Origin of the sequence: Sphingobacterium sp. UDSM-2020 (assembly GCF_016132525.1) — a bacterium.
Classification (GTDB): domain Bacteria; phylum Bacteroidota; class Bacteroidia; order Sphingobacteriales; family Sphingobacteriaceae; genus Sphingobacterium; species Sphingobacterium anhuiense.
Map to the genome: position 1 here is coordinate 3,704,855 of NZ_CP066166.1, position 15,685 is coordinate 3,720,539.

Annotated in this window: 16 protein-coding genes and 3 tRNA genes; 9 read left to right on the top strand and 10 right to left on the bottom strand. The window is 39.3% G+C overall.

What is annotated here, in order from left to right:
- Positions 1 to 555: 555 nt before the first annotated feature.
- Entirely contained in the window at positions 556 to 1,809 is a 1,254-nt protein-coding gene (locus JAZ75_RS15500; RefSeq protein ID WP_208696532.1) for a TlpA family protein disulfide reductase, read from the top strand.
- 69 nt (positions 1,810 to 1,878) lie between these two features.
- Here JAZ75_RS15500 and JAZ75_RS15505 read toward each other — a convergent pair.
- The 3 genes from JAZ75_RS15505 to JAZ75_RS15515 all read right to left on the bottom strand — a co-directional run bounded on the left by JAZ75_RS15505 (position 1,879) and on the right by JAZ75_RS15515 (position 2,180).
- Positions 1,879 to 1,954: transfer RNA gene (locus tag JAZ75_RS15505), tRNA-Phe, on the bottom strand.
- Between the two features lie 37 nt (positions 1,955 to 1,991).
- Positions 1,992 to 2,067, bottom strand: a tRNA-Phe gene (locus tag JAZ75_RS15510).
- Positions 2,068 to 2,104: 37 nt separating this feature from the next.
- A tRNA-Phe gene (locus JAZ75_RS15515) sits at positions 2,105 to 2,180 on the bottom strand.
- Between the two features lie 187 nt (positions 2,181 to 2,367).
- On the opposite strand from JAZ75_RS15515, the gene mnmA reads away from it, so the two are divergent.
- Positions 2,368 to 3,459 carry a tRNA 2-thiouridine(34) synthase MnmA gene (gene mnmA / locus JAZ75_RS15520; RefSeq protein ID WP_132771329.1) on the top strand — a complete coding sequence of 364 codons (1,092 nt, stop codon included), beginning with the start codon at positions 2,368 to 2,370 and terminating at the stop codon, positions 3,457 to 3,459.
- Positions 3,460 to 3,536: 77 nt separating this feature from the next.
- Here mnmA and JAZ75_RS15525 read toward each other — a convergent pair whose 3' ends face one another.
- Complete coding sequence (locus JAZ75_RS15525) at positions 3,537 to 3,977, bottom strand: nuclear transport factor 2 family protein (RefSeq protein ID WP_208696534.1); 441 nt, start codon at positions 3,975 to 3,977, stop codon at positions 3,537 to 3,539.
- Between the two features lie 325 nt (positions 3,978 to 4,302).
- Complete coding sequence (locus tag JAZ75_RS15530; protein ID WP_021188877.1) at positions 4,303 to 4,656, bottom strand: winged helix-turn-helix transcriptional regulator; 354 nt, start codon at positions 4,654 to 4,656, stop codon at positions 4,303 to 4,305.
- A 125-nt stretch (positions 4,657 to 4,781) separates the two neighbouring features.
- On the opposite strand from JAZ75_RS15530, the gene JAZ75_RS15535 reads away from it, so the two are divergent.
- Positions 4,782 to 5,576: an SDR family oxidoreductase gene (locus tag JAZ75_RS15535; RefSeq protein ID WP_168126027.1), complete on the top strand. Its 795-nt coding sequence runs from the start codon at positions 4,782 to 4,784 to the stop codon at positions 5,574 to 5,576.
- 22 nt (positions 5,577 to 5,598) lie between these two features.
- The gene (locus JAZ75_RS15540) at positions 5,599 to 5,922 is read left to right on the top strand and encodes a nuclear transport factor 2 family protein (RefSeq protein WP_183914478.1); all 324 of its coding nucleotides are present in this window, start codon (positions 5,599 to 5,601) and stop codon (positions 5,920 to 5,922) included.
- Positions 5,923 to 5,937: 15 nt separating this feature from the next.
- On the opposite strand, the gene JAZ75_RS15545 is transcribed toward JAZ75_RS15540, so the two are convergent.
- Positions 5,938 to 6,261, bottom strand: a complete 324-nt coding sequence (locus JAZ75_RS15545) for a winged helix-turn-helix transcriptional regulator (protein ID WP_208696536.1) — start codon at positions 6,259 to 6,261, stop codon at positions 5,938 to 5,940.
- 123 nt (positions 6,262 to 6,384) lie between these two features.
- On the opposite strand from JAZ75_RS15545, the gene JAZ75_RS15550 reads away from it, so the two are divergent.
- Together JAZ75_RS15550 and JAZ75_RS15555 are read left to right on the top strand one after the other, a co-directional pair.
- Positions 6,385 to 6,789, top strand: coding sequence for a nuclear transport factor 2 family protein (locus tag JAZ75_RS15550; RefSeq protein WP_208696538.1), 405 nt, complete (start codon positions 6,385 to 6,387; stop codon positions 6,787 to 6,789).
- Between the two features lie 150 nt (positions 6,790 to 6,939).
- Positions 6,940 to 7,725: a PhzF family phenazine biosynthesis protein gene (locus JAZ75_RS15555; RefSeq protein WP_021189041.1), complete on the top strand. Its 786-nt coding sequence runs from the start codon at positions 6,940 to 6,942 to the stop codon at positions 7,723 to 7,725.
- Positions 7,726 to 7,901: 176 nt separating this feature from the next.
- On the opposite strand, the gene JAZ75_RS15560 is transcribed toward JAZ75_RS15555, so the two are convergent.
- Positions 7,902 to 9,215, bottom strand: a complete 1,314-nt coding sequence (locus JAZ75_RS15560) for an ABC transporter permease (RefSeq protein ID WP_208696540.1) — start codon at positions 9,213 to 9,215, stop codon at positions 7,902 to 7,904.
- A complete protein-coding gene (locus JAZ75_RS15565) occupies positions 9,208 to 10,149 on the bottom strand; it encodes an ABC transporter ATP-binding protein (RefSeq protein WP_208696542.1) in 942 nt (313 codons plus the stop codon). Before JAZ75_RS15565 ends, JAZ75_RS15560 begins: the two co-directional genes overlap by 8 nt.
- A gap of 284 nt (positions 10,150 to 10,433) precedes the next feature.
- Here JAZ75_RS15565 and yihA point away from each other — a divergent pair, with 284 nt between their 5' ends.
- From yihA to JAZ75_RS15580, 3 genes are all read left to right on the top strand, one after another.
- The gene (gene yihA / locus JAZ75_RS15570; RefSeq protein ID WP_132771334.1) at positions 10,434 to 11,141 is read left to right on the top strand and encodes a ribosome biogenesis GTP-binding protein YihA/YsxC; all 708 of its coding nucleotides are present in this window, start codon (positions 10,434 to 10,436) and stop codon (positions 11,139 to 11,141) included.
- A 3-nt stretch (positions 11,142 to 11,144) separates the two neighbouring features.
- Entirely contained in the window at positions 11,145 to 11,996 is an 852-nt protein-coding gene (locus JAZ75_RS15575; RefSeq protein ID WP_208696544.1) for a UbiA-like polyprenyltransferase, read from the top strand.
- 168 nt (positions 11,997 to 12,164) lie between these two features.
- Entirely contained in the window at positions 12,165 to 13,625 is a 1,461-nt protein-coding gene (locus tag JAZ75_RS15580) for an alanine/glycine:cation symporter family protein (RefSeq protein WP_132771336.1), read from the top strand.
- A 47-nt stretch (positions 13,626 to 13,672) separates the two neighbouring features.
- On the opposite strand, the gene JAZ75_RS15585 is transcribed toward JAZ75_RS15580, so the two are convergent.
- A complete protein-coding gene (locus JAZ75_RS15585) occupies positions 13,673 to 14,434 on the bottom strand; it encodes a murein L,D-transpeptidase catalytic domain family protein (RefSeq protein ID WP_021189035.1) in 762 nt (253 codons plus the stop codon).
- A 92-nt stretch (positions 14,435 to 14,526) separates the two neighbouring features.
- The gene (locus tag JAZ75_RS15590) at positions 14,527 to 15,576 is read right to left on the bottom strand and encodes a L,D-transpeptidase (RefSeq protein WP_132841574.1); all 1,050 of its coding nucleotides are present in this window, start codon (positions 15,574 to 15,576) and stop codon (positions 14,527 to 14,529) included.
- Between the last annotated feature and the right edge of the window lie 109 nt (positions 15,577 to 15,685).

Sequence of the window (15,685 nt, forward strand, 5' to 3'; positions counted from 1 at the left end):
GATGACCTTTTATAAAATTATAGCGTACTCATTACTTCGTTTTAAAAGAGCAAGTAGCTTTATTTTTTCGCAGATATGGCTTTGCTGAGATTCATTGCTTTTTTCATATCGGCAAACTGTTCTTCAAAATTGATGCTATTTAAAATTATTGTCGCTGTATTTGGATTCAAGGATGGAAAAACACATGAAAATCGTATCTAACGTACTCGCACTGGATTAGAGTGATATAATTTTTTTTAGGAAAGATAAAATATTTTTATTTTCACTATATTGGGATAATTAATTCAATAATAAACTTTGGCGCTTACGATGGGCCATGTCAATTAAAACAACCTAACGTATTATGATGAAAAAACTGTGTTTTTTTTGTTAACTTTTGTGATGCCTTTTGTGGCATACTGCTAACCAGCTGATTATACCAATAGTGGTTACACCTCGTTAACGATAAAGTTTTCTGGGAAATATCCAAAGGATAAACCAATTTCCACACCGTTATTCTACAATGTGTTTGTAAGCAACAAGCCTCTGGAGTTTAAACAAATAAATGATTCGACTATGTTAATGTCTTATTATACTTTTGGGCCATCACTATTCTGGTTTGTTTATAATAGTGAATACTGTAGATCGGTTTTATTGCCCAATCATTCGGATGTTTTAACGATACATTATACGGATTCGACCAAGTTTACAATAGATTATGAAGGTATATTTAAAGAGGCTTTTACTTCTTCAAAAGAATATGCTGAAGTGGTTAAAGAAGCATTGTTCACAGGTCCTTATTTTGTAAATATAGAACCTAGCAAAGATGCAAACTCATTTCGCAATGTCATACTAAAAGAAAGTCAACGTATGATTGCTGCATTGGTTAAAAGTATACCGTCAGAAATGAGACAGGAAGAATTTAGGTATGATATGGAGGCCGCGACCAAATTTTATTACTTATTTAGAGATTATGGGTTAAGAGCATATACTGAAGTTAAAACTGATTCGGACACAATAAAGATTCCATTTGAACGAGATATTTCCTTTTATCATGGATTAAATCTATCAAGCCATGCCAATATTGAGCGATTGATTTCTCCTCCGAACGATTTGTATAAAATTGTGAGACAAGATTCCTTGTTGAATTTACCGCATATACGCACTAGTAATCCAGAAACCTATCTAAGCAAACTGAAAGCTATTTTTGATTTTGAGATAAAAGATAGCAAAAGTCTTTTTCACGACTTAATGATTGCTGGGGCATACATGGATCACATTAATATTGGAACTGCACTTTCCGCAACACAGCGACTTGACATACTTAAATTCTTTAAAAATAAGCAGATCAGTAATTATATCCTTTATCATAATGATATGATTGCAAAAAAAACAAATCAGGGAGCAAAGCAATACTATTTAAGTTATGATCAATTGAAGGAATCTGTGTTGCAGGACATCTTACTTCGCTACAAAGGTAAAGTGGTGATTGTAGATGTGTGGGCTACTTGGTGCGGACCCTGTATTGAAGCTTCTGGTAAAATAAAGAAGGTCAAGGAACAGTATTCTGAAGATGATGTTGCATTTGTCTATCTAACGAATGAAAGTTCTGATCAAAATCAATGGAAGGAATTTGCTGACTTCATTGGTGGCGAACACTATTACTTATATAATAATCAATATAAAAAAATCAATAAACAATTTTCAATAGAGACAATTCCTAGCTATTTAATCTTTGGAAAGGATGGTCAACTCGAAGAGAAAAATTTAGGTGGTTATATGGGGAATGATAAACTTATTGAATGGATTGAAAGGGGCCTGAAAAAGTGAACAGTATTCATCTAATACATGATTTTGGTTTTAAATAAAAAAGTCCATCTCAAACGAGATGGACTTTTTTGGTGGTGCCAGCTGGATTCGAACCAGCGACACAAGGATTTTCAGTCCTTTGCTCTACCGACTGAGCTATGGCACCTTCCAAGTTTTTGTTTTAAATCTGTTACTTTCAGATCTGGTGGTGCCAGCTGGATTCGAACCAGCGACACAAGGATTTTCAGTCCTTTGCTCTACCGACTGAGCTATGGCACCTTCCAAGTTTTTGTTTTGAATCTGTTACTTTCAGATCTGGTGGTGCCAGCTGGATTCGAACCAGCGACACAAGGATTTTCAGTCCTTTGCTCTACCGACTGAGCTATGGCACCTTAACCTGCATCCCCGTTTAACTTTGAATGCGATGCAAATATACCCCGATAATTCGAATTCTAAAATTTTTCACCCATTTATTTCATGTATTTTTTTGAAAGACTTGATTTTGATACAGATAAAATTTACAAGAAATTAACACGTAAAAATTTCAAATAGCCTATCTTTGCATTTCAATAAAATAAAATGAGTAAAAGAGGAAGAGTATTAGTTGCTATGAGTGGGGGTGTTGACAGTTCGGTCGCGGCTGTCATGCTTCATGAACAAGGATATGAAGTCATAGGGATCACGATGAAGACTTGGGACTATGCTGCTTCTGGTGGCTCGTCTAAGGAGACCGGATGCTGTAGCTTGGATAGTATCAACGATGCACGTTCTTTGGCGGTGAATTATGGTTTCCCACATTATATATTGGATATTAGAGATGAGTTTGGCGATTTTGTTATTGACAACTTTGTTGATGAATATATTGCCGGCCGTACGCCAAACCCTTGTGTATTGTGTAATACCCATATCAAATGGGAGGCTTTAATGAAACGCGCCAATAAATTGGACTGCGAATTTATTGCTACAGGTCACTATGCCAATATTCGTCTTCACGATAATAACCGTTACGTGATTTCGAAAGGTAAGGATGAAAACAAAGATCAGTCTTATGTACTTTGGGGTGTTGCACAGGAAAACCTGGCACGTACGCAATTTCCATTAGGATCGTTCACGAAAAAAGAAATTCGCCAGATGGCATTGGATATGGGACAGGTGGAGCTTGCTAATAAAGCGGAAAGCTATGAAATCTGTTTTGTACCGGATAATGACTACCGTGCATTCTTAAGACATAAGGTGCCTACTTTGGATCAACAGATCGGTCCTGGTAACTTTATCCTAACAGATGGTACTGTGGTAGGACAGCATATCGGTTATCCTTATTTTACGATCGGACAGCGTAAAGGTCTTGGTATCGCATTGGGTAAACCGATGTTTGTAGTCGAGATCCTTCCGGAGAGTAATACCGTGGTGCTGGGTGAAGAACATGAGCTTGAAAAATCATTCGCTTATGTGCGGAATGTAAATTTGGTTAAATATGCTTCTTTGGAGCAGCCTATGGAAGCGATATCTAAGGTGCGTTATAAAGATGCTGGTGCTCTATCTACCATCTCACAACAGGGGGACATGGTAAAGATCGACTTTGTACATAATGTAAAAGGTATTGCTCCTGGTCAATCGGCTGTTTTCTATGAAGGCAATGATTTGATCGGTGGTGGCTTCTTAATGAAATAGTTTATACAGATTTAAATAAAATAGGAAAGGTCTTAAAATTCAATTTTAAGACCTTTTTTCGTTGCGTGGGCTCGTTGCTATTTGTAAGATTCGATGATTTGATTGATTCTCCATTCTTGATTTACGTTACATAGGGTGATACATTCTACTTTTGTGAAATTGTCATACTTCATTTCTACTTTGGCCATAACACAGTTCTCATTTTTCTCCATGATGGTGTAGGTTGTTTTACAGTTCTGCTTTAGTCCTTTGCTTGACTTTAAAAAATTGACAACTTCTGATTTGCTGTATGTTTTTGTTTTTGCATTGGATGATTGGGTCCATTTGAAGTCATCGGAGAACAAGTGCTGTATACCTTCTGTATTACCATCCGCAGCGATCTGTACGTAACTGTCAATTACCGTCATGGGATTTGTGTTTCTCGGAGTCTTTCCTTTTGCAAAACTCATGCTCGTCATTGCGACTAATGCTCCGATTAATGCAAATACGATAAAGATTGAGTTTAGTGAATTTTTCATGATTTTTAGCTTTTTAAGTTTTTTTGATTTGTGAATTATTTAATTGATTGAATCAAAGGTATATAAGGGGGCTAAAAGTCGGAATGGTAATCAGGTGAACAGTCGGGTAAACTCGGTAAATGGAGGGGAGGATTCGGTGAATCTTTTGTGAATTTGAAAAGCTCGGTAAAAAATCCGGTAAACGGGAGTTTTATTTGTCGCAAAGCAATTTGCCTATCTTGTTATGATCTGAAATTGGCGATTCTCACTTATCTATTCTACAGGAGTAGTCTCTTAAAACAATAAGAGTGTTGTTTTATCTATCAGTATCTTCGTGATTTTTAATTTATTGAAGCTTCGTAATGATATTTCGTAAACGCTCTTCATGATCATCGCCCCATTGTCCTAAAGCCGCGATTACTGGAATTAAAGTTTTACCAAATTCGGTCAGGCTGTATTCCACTTTTGGAGGGACAATCGGATATATTTTCTTTACAATCAATTCGTGCTGTTCTAATTCTTTTAGCTGTATATGCAATACGCGGCGGGAGGCTCCGGGAATTTTGCGCTGGAGTTCGCTTGGGCGTTGATGTCCTGCATTTATAAACCAAAGTAAACGAATTTTCCATTTGCCATACAGTATTTCACCGATGAGGTCGAGACCACAATTTAGATCTAGGGGTATTTTTTTTTCATACATACGACAAAGCTATGGCTATGTTTCAAAATGTGCAATAGGGGAAAAATTTATCCCTATGCAATTCGTTTTTCCGTACTTGTGTAAACCGGCTGTGTCGCAGACTTTTGTTTTAAATATTTTAGAACATGGAACAGGAATTTAATTTTAATGATGAATTATCGGGCAAAATTGCTTTGGTAACTGGCGGTACAAAGGGAACAGGTAGGGCCATTGCGGAGCGGTTGCTTTATGCCGGGGCGACCGTAATCATTACAGCAAGAAATGAACCTCTGCAGGATAATGGAAAATTACACTTTATTCCGGCCGATTTAAGTACGTCCTCTGGTACGATAAAGGTCGTAGGTGAAATACTGCAACAATTTGGCAGGCTGGATATTTTGGTAAACAATATGGGCAGTTCTGAAACGAAAGGAGGAGGCTTTGCTGTTTTGAGTGATGAAGATTGGGAAAAGACGTTTTATACAAATTTGCTGGCTCCGGTTCGTCTGGATAGAGGGTTTTTGCCTCAGATGATAGCTCGCGGAAACGGCGTTATCGTTCATATAGCTTCTATTCAGGCTAGATTGCCTTTGTATGATGCCACATTACCTTATGCAGCGGCTAAAGCAGGATTGGTGAATTATAGTAAAAGCTTATCAAATGAAGTTTCACCAAAAGGTATTCGGGTGTTGACAGTCTCTCCGGGCTGGATCAAAACAGATGGTGCTACAGGGATGATGGATGAAATCGCGAAAAGAACTGGTATTTCTGTTGATGAAGCGGTGCAGCAGGTCATGGAAAGTTTGGGGGGTATTCCTTATGGCCGACCGGCAGAACCTCAGGAAGTGGCCGAATTGGTCGGTTTTTTAGTGTCACCAAGAGCGGCTTATTTGACAGGAACAGAATTTATTATTGACGGAGGTACAATTCCAACAATTTAAAAACCTTAAAAAAACACTTGAAATGAACATACCACAAGTAATGGCCGCATTAGTTCGTGCGCAGAACAATTTTGATTGTGTCTCCTATGCAAATTTTTTTTCCGAAACAGCCCTGATTGTTGACGAGAGTAATACATACAGGGGGAGAAAAGAAATTGAAAATTGGATTGTCGCAGCAAATGAGCAATATAAAACCGTCATGAAGCCATTGAGCTATAAAAAAGGAGAAACCGAAAGCATATTAAAAGCAGTAGTTTCTGGAAATTTTACTGGAAGCCCTGTTGTACTGTTTTACCATGTTCGGATTGTTAATGAGCAGGTACAATCATTGAAAATTACAGGATAAGGTATTTTTGTATGGTTAAATGTCATGCTTGAGGCCGTACTGGATGATGGTCTGAATAATGGGTAGCAATTCTTTTCCTTTTTCGGTCAAGGTATATTCGACCTTTGGCGGGATTTCGGCAAAGGACTTTTTATGGACAATATCTTTATCGCATAAAAACTTCAATTGGCTGATCAGCATTTTTTCACTGATTCCGACAATACAGCGCTTCAGTTCGCCGTAACGGATGTTGCGTTCGTTAATCTGGAAAATAATGAGCATGGTCCATTTTCCGCCGATGATTTCAAGTGTTTTTCTTAGGGGACAGTTTTCGTCAGAAATATTTATATTTATATTCATTGTGCTGTAAATCAGTAATTATTACTTTAACGTAAGTACCCTACTTTTAGGTAGGTACTTGACTATTGTACTGCAAATGTAGAAATTTGTCATATAATTTACTTACTTATAAAATTAAATAGGATGTCAAAAAACGTAAAAATAGTGCAGTCGTATTTTAATGCGGTGGCAACAGGAGACTTTGATACAGTCGGAAGTTTATTTGCAGATGATATTGTATGGCATCAGCCGGGAAAAGGTATTCAATCTGGAACGTATACCGGAAAAGCAGCGGTGTTTGCTCATTTGGGGAACTTTATGCAATGGAGCAACGGTACCTTTGCTATTGATGATATTGAATATACAAGTGATAATGGAAATCTTGTGGCAGCTTCAATTCATTTCAAAGCAGCAAAAGGTGAGGGGACACTTGCGATGAAAGGTGTCGATCTATTGCGGATCGAAGATGACAAAATAAAAGAAGTCTGGCTGTTTTCAGAAAGAATTGAAGTGGAAGATGATTTTTGGAACAGTGCAGCGAAGAATTAAGATTTGAAGGGGAAATGAGGGTAAGATTTTAGAGTTCTGCTTTGCTTAATTGCGTTAACTGCGCTTTGTGCTGTATCCTATAAAAATCATGTTGCTGTATCTGTATCCATTAAGACTTATATGATAACTTTGTTTAAAAGGAATAAGAATATGAAATTAACAATTTATCAGGTAGATGCTTTTACGGATATGGTATTCAAAGGAAATCCTGCGGCCGTTTGTCCCTTAACGGAGTGGCTGGCGGACGATATTCTATTAAAGATCGCCGCAGAAAATAATCTATCGGAAACCGCTTTTTATGTGCCTAAAGGTGATGGTTATGAAATCCGTTGGTTTACACCTGCATCGGAAGTAGATCTTTGTGGTCATGCAACTCTTGCCACGGCCTACGTTTTGGCCCATTGTGAAAAGCAAGTAAAGGAAACGATTAATTTTTATTCGCCAAGAAGTGGCAAACTTCCCGTAAGCGTACAGCAGGATAAATTTGTGCTCAATTTTCCTGCAGACCAGTTTTCGGAAACTGAATTGACCGATGCACTGCTGGCAGTAACGGATAAAAAACCGATTGCAGCTTATCGCGGAAAGACTGATTATATGCTGGTTTTCGAGAAGCAAAATGATATCGAGGCTTTAAAACCCAATCTACCTTTGATGACTGGTATGGCTGCAAGGGGATTTATCGTAACGGCGAGGGGAGAAAACCATGATTTTGTTTCCCGCTTTTTTGGACCTGTGGTCGGTGTTAATGAAGATCCTGTCTGTGGCTCGGCACATACGACGCTGACGCCTTATTGGGCAGGACAACTCAATAAAACTGAATTGAGGGCATTTCAGCTTTCAGAACGTACGGGTGAAGTATACTGCCGTCTGCTGGGCGACAGGGTAGAGCTGGCAGGAAATGCGGTGCTTTATATGAAAGGCGAGATTTATATTTGATTAAACAGTATTGATGTAACCTGTGTAGCAAGATGCGTCTGATATATTTTTTTGGGGTTTCACTGCACATTGTGAAAAATCGTCCCTAATATTAAAATGTTTGTTTTACGGTAATTAAAACTAAAAACAGCTCTTTAGGATTAATAAAGAGCTGTTTTTGTTATGTTTAAAAGGGTTTAGTATTTCATCCATTTGATGATTTCTTTCCAGTTTGCCTTTTTTCCGTAGATGAGGATACCTACACGGTATATTTTGGCTGCTAACCAGGTGACCAGTAGAAAGGTGCTTACCAACAATGCCAGCGATACAGCAATCTGCCAGGTGGGTACACCGAAAGGAATGCGGACCAACATGGCAATAGGGGAGGTGAAAGGTATAAAGCTTAGCCATGTTGCAATGGGGCCGTTAGGATCGTTAATAATGACTCCAAACGACAAGACATAGGTCAATAGCAAAGGCATGGTAATGGGCATGGTAAATTGGTTGGCTTCTGTTTCACTATCCACTGCCGATCCTACTGCAGCAAAGATGGCGCTGTAAAGTAAATAACCGGATAGGAAGAACAGAAAGAAGCAAACGATAATTTCGGTGACATTGACTGATTCCAGATGTTGTAAAATGCCAAATCCAAGACCTGAAGCCGGTGTCTGACTGACCGTGTTCATGCCGGGACCTGCTTGTTGCATTGCAGCCTGTTCTACGGTTTCTTTATTGATCAGTTTGGTGGCTCCAAAAACCAGGCCTCCGGTCAAGATGATCCAGAGTAGGAACTGGGTGAGTCCGACCATTCCGATACCGATGATCTTGCCCATCATAAGCTGGAAAGGTTTGACCGATGAGATGATAACTTCGATAATGCGATTGCTCTTTTCTTCAATTACACCACGCATCACCTGTACACCATAAAGAAACAGTGATAAGTAAACCAATACGGCCAAACCTACACCGATACCCATAGCAATACCTGTGTTACTGTTTTTCTCCTCGCCACCTTCTGTTAGCTCTTTGGCATTGACGCTGATATGAGGCTGCACCGATTGTAACAGCTCTGGGTCGATACCTAGCTTCTTGTATTCGCCGATGCGGATGATGCCTTCAAGCTGTCTTGCTATTGCATTCTGGATCGTGATATTGGCTTTATCTGCTGAAATCAGCTCGATGGTAGACTGCTGATAAATTTCTTTCGGAATGACCAGGATGGAGCTGTTCTGCTCATCGTCTTTAATCTGCTTTTTAAGATCCTGCAATGAGCGGTCGCTGACAGTAAAAGTAATGTTAGGGTCGCTTTTCAGCTGCTTTGCAAAACTGCCCTGCTGATCCAGAATATATACATGTGCATGGGCGTCTTTGAAACTTTTCTTGGTCAGATAAAATATCCCTCCGTAAAGCGCAATGAAAAATAATGGGACCAGAAAAGTCATCAATAAGAATGATTTCTTTTTGACACGGGAGAAGTATTCGCGCTGAATAATGAGTAGTATCTTATGCATGGTCGGTTTCTTTTTTAGCGTTGTTGGATAGGGTCACTTGCTCGATGAAAATATCATTGATAGAGGGTACTATTTCTAATACTTGATGAATTTCGGCCAGAGGTAAGAGCTTTATGAGTACTTGATTGATGCTAATGTCTTGGTTTAACTTAATAGTGATAATTATTTTGTTTTCAGATTGTTCTATATTTTTTAATTGGTATAGATTTTCTATACGTATTGATTTTTCATCATTAACGGCCTGTAATTCGATTTTGTAGGTCTGATTTTTATAGTTGTTTTTGATGTCATGAATATTGCCGTCAAGGATCTTTTGGGAGCGGTTAATAAGTGCAATGTGGTCGCAAAGTTCTTCGACGGACTCCATTCTATGCGTCGAAAAGATGATTGTAGCCCCTTTTCGGTTCAATTCAAGGATTTCATCTTTGATTAAACTGGCGTTTACAGGGTCAAATCCGGAGAAGGGCTCATCCAAGATAATAAGATCAGGTTCGTGGAGTACGGTCGCAACAAACTGTACTTTCTGTTGCATACCTTTACTGAGGTCCTCAACCTTTTTATCCCACCATGACAAAATGTCAAGCTTCTCAAACCAATGATTTATTCGATCATTTGATTCTTTCTTACTCAGTCCTTTAAGTTGTGCTAAATAAAGCATTTGTTCTCCTATTTTCATCTTCTTGTAAAGGCCTCTTTCCTCTGGGAGGTAGCCAATTCGTTCGATATGTTTGGGTGCTAATGGCTCTCCGTCGAATAGTATTTCGCCCGAGTCCGGTCCTGTGATCTGGTTGATGATCCGGATCAGGGAAGTTTTACCGGCCCCATTGGGTCCTAAAAGTCCGAATATTTTTCCTTTGGGAATACTGAGGGAGACATGGTCCAGCGCTCTATGACTGGCATAGTCTTTTACAACATTTTTGATTTCTAAAAGCATGTATTATTTTGGTTAGTCATATGTGTTTAATCTATTTTTTTAAATCGGTTATCTGGCATGGTATTCCTGGTGCTTTAATGTGGTATAGCAAAATGCTCTCCTGCTGTATTTCGGTATTTATTTGTACCGGTGCGCGTTAGATGGCCATGTTTACCAGCATATTTTTATCATTAGTAAAGCTGATCTGTGAAACGTTACACTTTTGCCCCCATTTTTGTTTTTAAATAATGAAACGGATCGGAGTTCAATTTGTCAAAAGGATAGTTTTATGTTACCTTTGCAAGATGCAAATTAAAAAAGCCGAATTCATCTGTAGTAATACACGAGTTGATAAATTGCCAGAAGGCAAACTCCCTGAGTATGCTTTTATTGGTCGTTCCAATGTGGGTAAATCATCACTGATCAATGCTATGGTTGGTAAGAAAGGTTTAGCTAAAACTTCTCAAAAACCGGGTAAGACGCAGCTGATCAACCATTTTATCATCAATGACGATTGGTTTCTCGTGGATTTACCGGGTTATGGTTTTGCAAAAACATCGAAGTCCAACCGTGAAGCTTGGGAGAAATTTATTCGCCGTTATTTGACGCATCGCGATAATTTGCAGTGTATATTTGTTTTGATCGATAGCCGTCATGAGCCTCAAAAAATAGATCTTGAATTCTGTTACTGGTTAGGTGAGCGGGGTTTACCTTTTATGTTAGTATTCACGAAAGCTGATAAGCAGTCTAACGTGAAGTCTGATGTGAATATGTCTAAATTTAGAAAAGCATTAGCGGAGTGGTTTGAGGAAATTCCAAAGTGTTTCCTAACTTCTGCTGAAGTGAAGTCGGGCTGTGATGCTATTTTAGAGACGATCGGGGATATCAATACCCGTTTTGTTATGCCTGATTTAACGGCTCCTAGTGATGAAGTCGGGTATGAAGAAGGGGATGAAGATAAATATGGTGATGTGGATCCAGATCGTTATCGTCACGCTGGTGAAGAGGAGTAGTCCATGAAGAAGTATCTGTCCCTCGTACTGTTTGCGCACAGTATTTTTGCATTGCCTTTTGCTTTTATTGGCTTTTTCCTGGCTTTACATACCACCAATCATACTTTTGACTGGAAGTTACTCGTATTAATGCTGGTGTGTATGGTGACCGCACGTAATGCGGCTATGGCCTTTAACCGTTACCTAGACCGTGATATCGATATTTTGAATCCGCGGACAGCGATGCGCGATATACCTGCTGGGCGGATTTCTGCTAGAGGGGCATTGCTATTTACAATCATAAACTGTGTGTTTTTTGTCGTTACGACTTACTTTATCAACAGTTTATGCTTTATGTTGTCACCTATTGCTTTATTTGTCGTTCTCTTTTATTCTTATACTAAGCGTATTACGGCTTTATGTCATCTGGTGCTCGGTCTAGGTTTGGGGCTTGCTCCGGTGGGCGCATATCTTGTGGTAACGGGTCAGTTTCATATTGTTCCTGTACTTTACGGCCTTGCCGTATTATGCTGGGTGAGCGGTTTTGATATTATCTATGCTCTGCAGGATGAGGCGTTTGACCGTGAGCATAAGCTGAATTCCATTCCAGTATTGTTGGGTACTAAAGGAGCGCTACATTTTTCCGAGATCCTGCATGTAAGTTCGTTTATATTTGTGCTCTTGCCGGTTCTGTATATGGAGGTGGGATGGTTCTATTATCTGGGTGTTGTTTTTTATGGCAGTTTGCTAATCTATCAGCACCGGATTGTGAGTCCAACAGATCTTAGCCGCGTAGATCGCGCTTTTATGACGACCAATGGTATCGCATCTGTTATTTTTGCAGTTTTCTATCTGCTGGATATTATCGTGCATTAGCCGATAGCGTCCAGATTTATATTTTTTATGGTCAAAGCCAGATTAATCTTGATTAATCTGGCTTTTTGTATTTTCTGCTCTATTTTTTGTGCCATCCTGAATAAAAATTTATATTTTCAGGGCTTGTTATTAGGATGTGTACACCAATTATTTGTAAAAGCTTAGATTATGGTAGATAATAATTTTGAAAATTTTGTAAAAATCGCATCGGAGCTGGTGTGGAGTGATGTTTTTATTTATCTGTGTCTGTTGACGGGTCTGTATTTTTCTGTACGGACTGGATTTCTGCAGTTGACCTATATTAAAGATATGCTGCGATTGCTGTTTCAGAAAAAGCAGTCGGACGAGGGTATATCATCTTTTCAGGCCTTTGCATTGGCAATTTCGGGCCGCGTGGGCACAGGAAATATCATCGGAGTGGCCACGGCGATCTATATGGGAGGTCCGGGTGCAATTTTCTGGATGTGGGCGATTGCTTTCCTAGGTGCTGCATCTGCTTTCGTGGAGTCTACGCTGGCACAGGTGTTCAAACAGCAGGTCGGAGATGAGTTTAAAGGTGGTCCTGCCTATTATATTGAAAAATGTCTGGGTGTGAAGTGGTATGCGGTTCTGTTTGCCTTAATAACCATTGCAAGTACAGGCTTTTTACTTCCCGGCGTGCAAAGTAATGCTATTGCATCTTCGATGCACAATGCATTTGAAATACCTGTCGCTTATACGGGGATTGGAGTGGTGGTTTTGTTGGCTGTTATTATTTTCGGCGGTGTACAGCGTATTGGCCGAGTGGCTGAACTAGTGGTGCCGTTTATGGCGGGAGCGTATATTTTAATGGCTTTAGTGATCATCGCTTTAAATTATACACAGATTCTGGATGTGTTTGGTCTTATCTTCAGTTCTGCATTTAGCCTGAATGCCACTTTTGGCGGCGTTGTGGGCATGGCGATTGCCTGGGGTGTCAAGCGTGGCATCTATAGTAATGAGGCCGGACAGGGCACCGCACCGCATGCTGCGGCCGCAGCGGATGTTAGTCATCCTGCACAGCAGGGTTTGGTACAGGCTTTTTCGGTGTATGTGGATACAATATTCGTTTGTACAGCAACAGGACTTATGATTTTATTTACCAATCAGTATAATGTGGGGCAATTTGATGGAGCCGGTCAACTGGTCGGTTTTATATCGGAGCATATACCAGGGGTCAATTACACGGCCTTTACACAGGCGGCGGTATCGCATCATTTTCCATTGATCGGAAATGGATTTGTGGCCATCGCTTTGTTTTTCTTTGCATTTACGACGGTTATGGCTTATTACTACTATGCGGAAACAAACTTATCGTATATCTTTTCCAATAAGGTAAGTCCGGCGGTCACCTGGATATTGCGTATTGTATTTCTTGCGGCGGTATACTATGGTTCTGTGAAAACAGCGGAGATTGCCTGGGCAATCGGTGATATCGGTGTAGGGCTGATGGCTTATGTCAATCTGATCGCGATCTTACTGATGAGTAAAACAGCACTCAAGGTATGGCAGGATTATAAAGTGAAGCGTAAAAGAGGGGATATGAATCCAACATTCAGTGCCAAGGAACTGGGGATTAAGAATGCGGAGTTCTGGGATAAAGAGAAATAAAAGGAATAAAAAAATCCCTCAACAAGTGTTGAGGGATTTTTTTATGTTTAATTCATTTTTCCGAATTTATCTCCGGCCATATCTTTCTCATAGTAGGCGGTAAGATCATCCCGGTGATTCAGCACTTTTGATTTGGCTATATACTCCTGGTTGTCGGCATAGATGAATAGTAATGATCCATCTTTAATGGTATTGATAATAGGCTTCGCTAACTCTCTAGGCAGCGCAGGACAGCCGTAGCTTCGCCCTAAGCGTCCCAATGAACTTACGATGCGTGGATTTGCATAATCTGCGCCATGAACCACTACAGCTCTTGATTTGGCTCTATCATTAAAGCCCTCTTCCAGTCCATTTAAAACCAAAGAGTAACCATTTGAACCTTGATAAGTATTCTCCGTTACATAAAAGCCCAATGAGCTCTGGAATGACTCCGGCGTGTTTGAAAAAGAAGTAGCGTAATTACTACCGCTATTTTTACCGTGTGAAACGAGCGAATGAAAAAGGACTTTTTCGTTTTTAAGGTCTAGGACGACAAGCCTTTTTTCGGTAGATGGTAAAGTGAAGTCAATGATTGATAATACATCTTTGTTTTTGGCGGGAAGTAATCTATAGCCTTCCATCGCTTCTTTAAATGCTTTATAATTGACTACATCTTTGAGATTCATGCTTTCGTAGAGTGCATCTACTTTTGATATTTTCTTTTTAACTGTAATTTCTTTTTTATGAATTTCTGTCGGTACTACATTTTTAGATTCTGAGAACAACGCTGCATACAAACCCATAAATAAAATGAACACTAATTTCTCCATACTTTATCCCTTATTTGTTTTTCGATAGCAAATTTAAGAACTAAAGATAGTTAAAAAGTGTAAAAAATTGTTAATCAGTATCTTAATTATCGTTAATCAATAACTATTACCAAAGTCTGGAAGTCTTTTGACCGTTTATAAACAAATTGTGCATGTGATGACGCATTTCTGACACACATATGTGACCTCGGGATGGTGCCTAAGCTCCAGCTGTATTCGATGACTTTACCGTTCGGATTATTGACAGGAACGCCGTGTACGTACGCTCCGGCCGTAAAACGGCTTGCAAATGGGGCGTAACCTTCGATAGATTTTGTGCCATCTTTGAAATAAAACATCTTGGATTTATGCTCCTGTAAAACAAAGATTCCAGTAGGAGTTTCCTGTGCATGAGGAGGCTTGTGACGGCCTGTAGTGGCTGGATTCATGCTTCTTACTGCCCATCCTTTTTCTGTTTTATCCAGTGTACAAATATTTTGGTTTGTAACATCCACGACGATTACTTTGTCAAATCTGACAGAATCGCCTATTGTTTTGAGGTATCTTTTCGGTACTTCCCAAGTTCCTTCGAAGGAAACACCTTCCACTTTGACACGTTGTAACGTGTCGCTACTCTGCAGTTTAACCAGCCAGCCATCTCTACCATAAATGGAAGGTAATTTGGTTTCGCCTTCACGATATAAGGGACTCGCTTGGTAGCGTTCTGTTCCTAGGGAGTCAGCAACACGTTTATAGGAATCTCTTTTGAAATGTGGAATAGTAGGTGCCTCACCATTTGAATTCTGATAGTTTTGCAGCACACCATAAATAGCGTTGCCGTTCTGGAAATTTTCAACAAAAGCCAGTTTTTCTTTTATTTTATCCCATTGAAATTGCCTTACTGTATCTTTATATGGATAAGTGTCTTCTAATGTATACTTAGTGTACTGGAGTTCTTTGGTGATTTCAATATCTGCCGCTGTTTTTGGTTTGGCCTTCGCAATTTCTTCTTCTTTCTTTCTAATCGCATCGATTGAATCTTTTGTTTTCTCCTTTTTCTTTTCTTCCGGATCATTTTTTGATTGTCCTTGTTGGCAAGAAATAAACAAAAAGGAAACGAAAAAACTATATATTAAAATGTTTTTAATGTACAAATGCTTCATAAAACAGGACTCATTAAGATTTTTACTGTTGAGAAAAGGTACATGATTGTATCGATGCCCCTTTTCTGAATGATTTCATTACCAAACATAGTGCCGAGATTTACATGGA

What these genes read in the sequence shown, in the direction of transcription:
- JAZ75_RS15555 (WP_021189041.1), top strand. Translation starts at nt 6,940, where the DNA reads ATGAAATTAACAATTTATCAGGTAGATGCTTTTACGGATATGGTATTC.
- yihA (WP_132771334.1), top strand. Translation starts at nt 10,434, where the DNA reads ATGCAAATTAAAAAAGCCGAATTCATCTGTAGTAATACACGAGTTGAT.
- JAZ75_RS15535 (WP_168126027.1), top strand. Translation starts at nt 4,782, where the DNA reads ATGGAACAGGAATTTAATTTTAATGATGAATTATCGGGCAAAATTGCT.
- JAZ75_RS15560 (WP_208696540.1), bottom strand. Translation starts at nt 9,215, where the DNA reads ATGCATAAGATACTACTCATTATTCAGCGCGAATACTTCTCCCGTGTC.
- JAZ75_RS15565 (WP_208696542.1), bottom strand. Translation starts at nt 10,149, where the DNA reads ATGCTTTTAGAAATCAAAAATGTTGTAAAAGACTATGCCAGTCATAGA.
- JAZ75_RS15575 (WP_208696544.1), top strand. Translation starts at nt 11,145, where the DNA reads ATGAAGAAGTATCTGTCCCTCGTACTGTTTGCGCACAGTATTTTTGCA.
- JAZ75_RS15530 (WP_021188877.1), bottom strand. Translation starts at nt 4,656, where the DNA reads ATGTATGAAAAAAAAATACCCCTAGATCTAAATTGTGGTCTCGACCTC.
- mnmA (WP_132771329.1), top strand. Translation starts at nt 2,368, where the DNA reads ATGAGTAAAAGAGGAAGAGTATTAGTTGCTATGAGTGGGGGTGTTGAC.
- JAZ75_RS15590 (WP_132841574.1), bottom strand. Translation starts at nt 15,576, where the DNA reads ATGAAGCATTTGTACATTAAAAACATTTTAATATATAGTTTTTTCGTT.
- JAZ75_RS15580 (WP_132771336.1), top strand. Translation starts at nt 12,165, where the DNA reads ATGGTAGATAATAATTTTGAAAATTTTGTAAAAATCGCATCGGAGCTG.
- JAZ75_RS15585 (WP_021189035.1), bottom strand. Translation starts at nt 14,434, where the DNA reads ATGGAGAAATTAGTGTTCATTTTATTTATGGGTTTGTATGCAGCGTTG.
- JAZ75_RS15540 (WP_183914478.1), top strand. Translation starts at nt 5,599, where the DNA reads ATGAACATACCACAAGTAATGGCCGCATTAGTTCGTGCGCAGAACAAT.
- JAZ75_RS15500 (WP_208696532.1), top strand. Translation starts at nt 556, where the DNA reads ATGTTAATGTCTTATTATACTTTTGGGCCATCACTATTCTGGTTTGTT.
- JAZ75_RS15550 (WP_208696538.1), top strand. Translation starts at nt 6,385, where the DNA reads ATGTCAAAAAACGTAAAAATAGTGCAGTCGTATTTTAATGCGGTGGCA.
- JAZ75_RS15545 (WP_208696536.1), bottom strand. Translation starts at nt 6,261, where the DNA reads ATGAATATAAATATAAATATTTCTGACGAAAACTGTCCCCTAAGAAAA.
- JAZ75_RS15525 (WP_208696534.1), bottom strand. Translation starts at nt 3,977, where the DNA reads ATGAAAAATTCACTAAACTCAATCTTTATCGTATTTGCATTAATCGGA.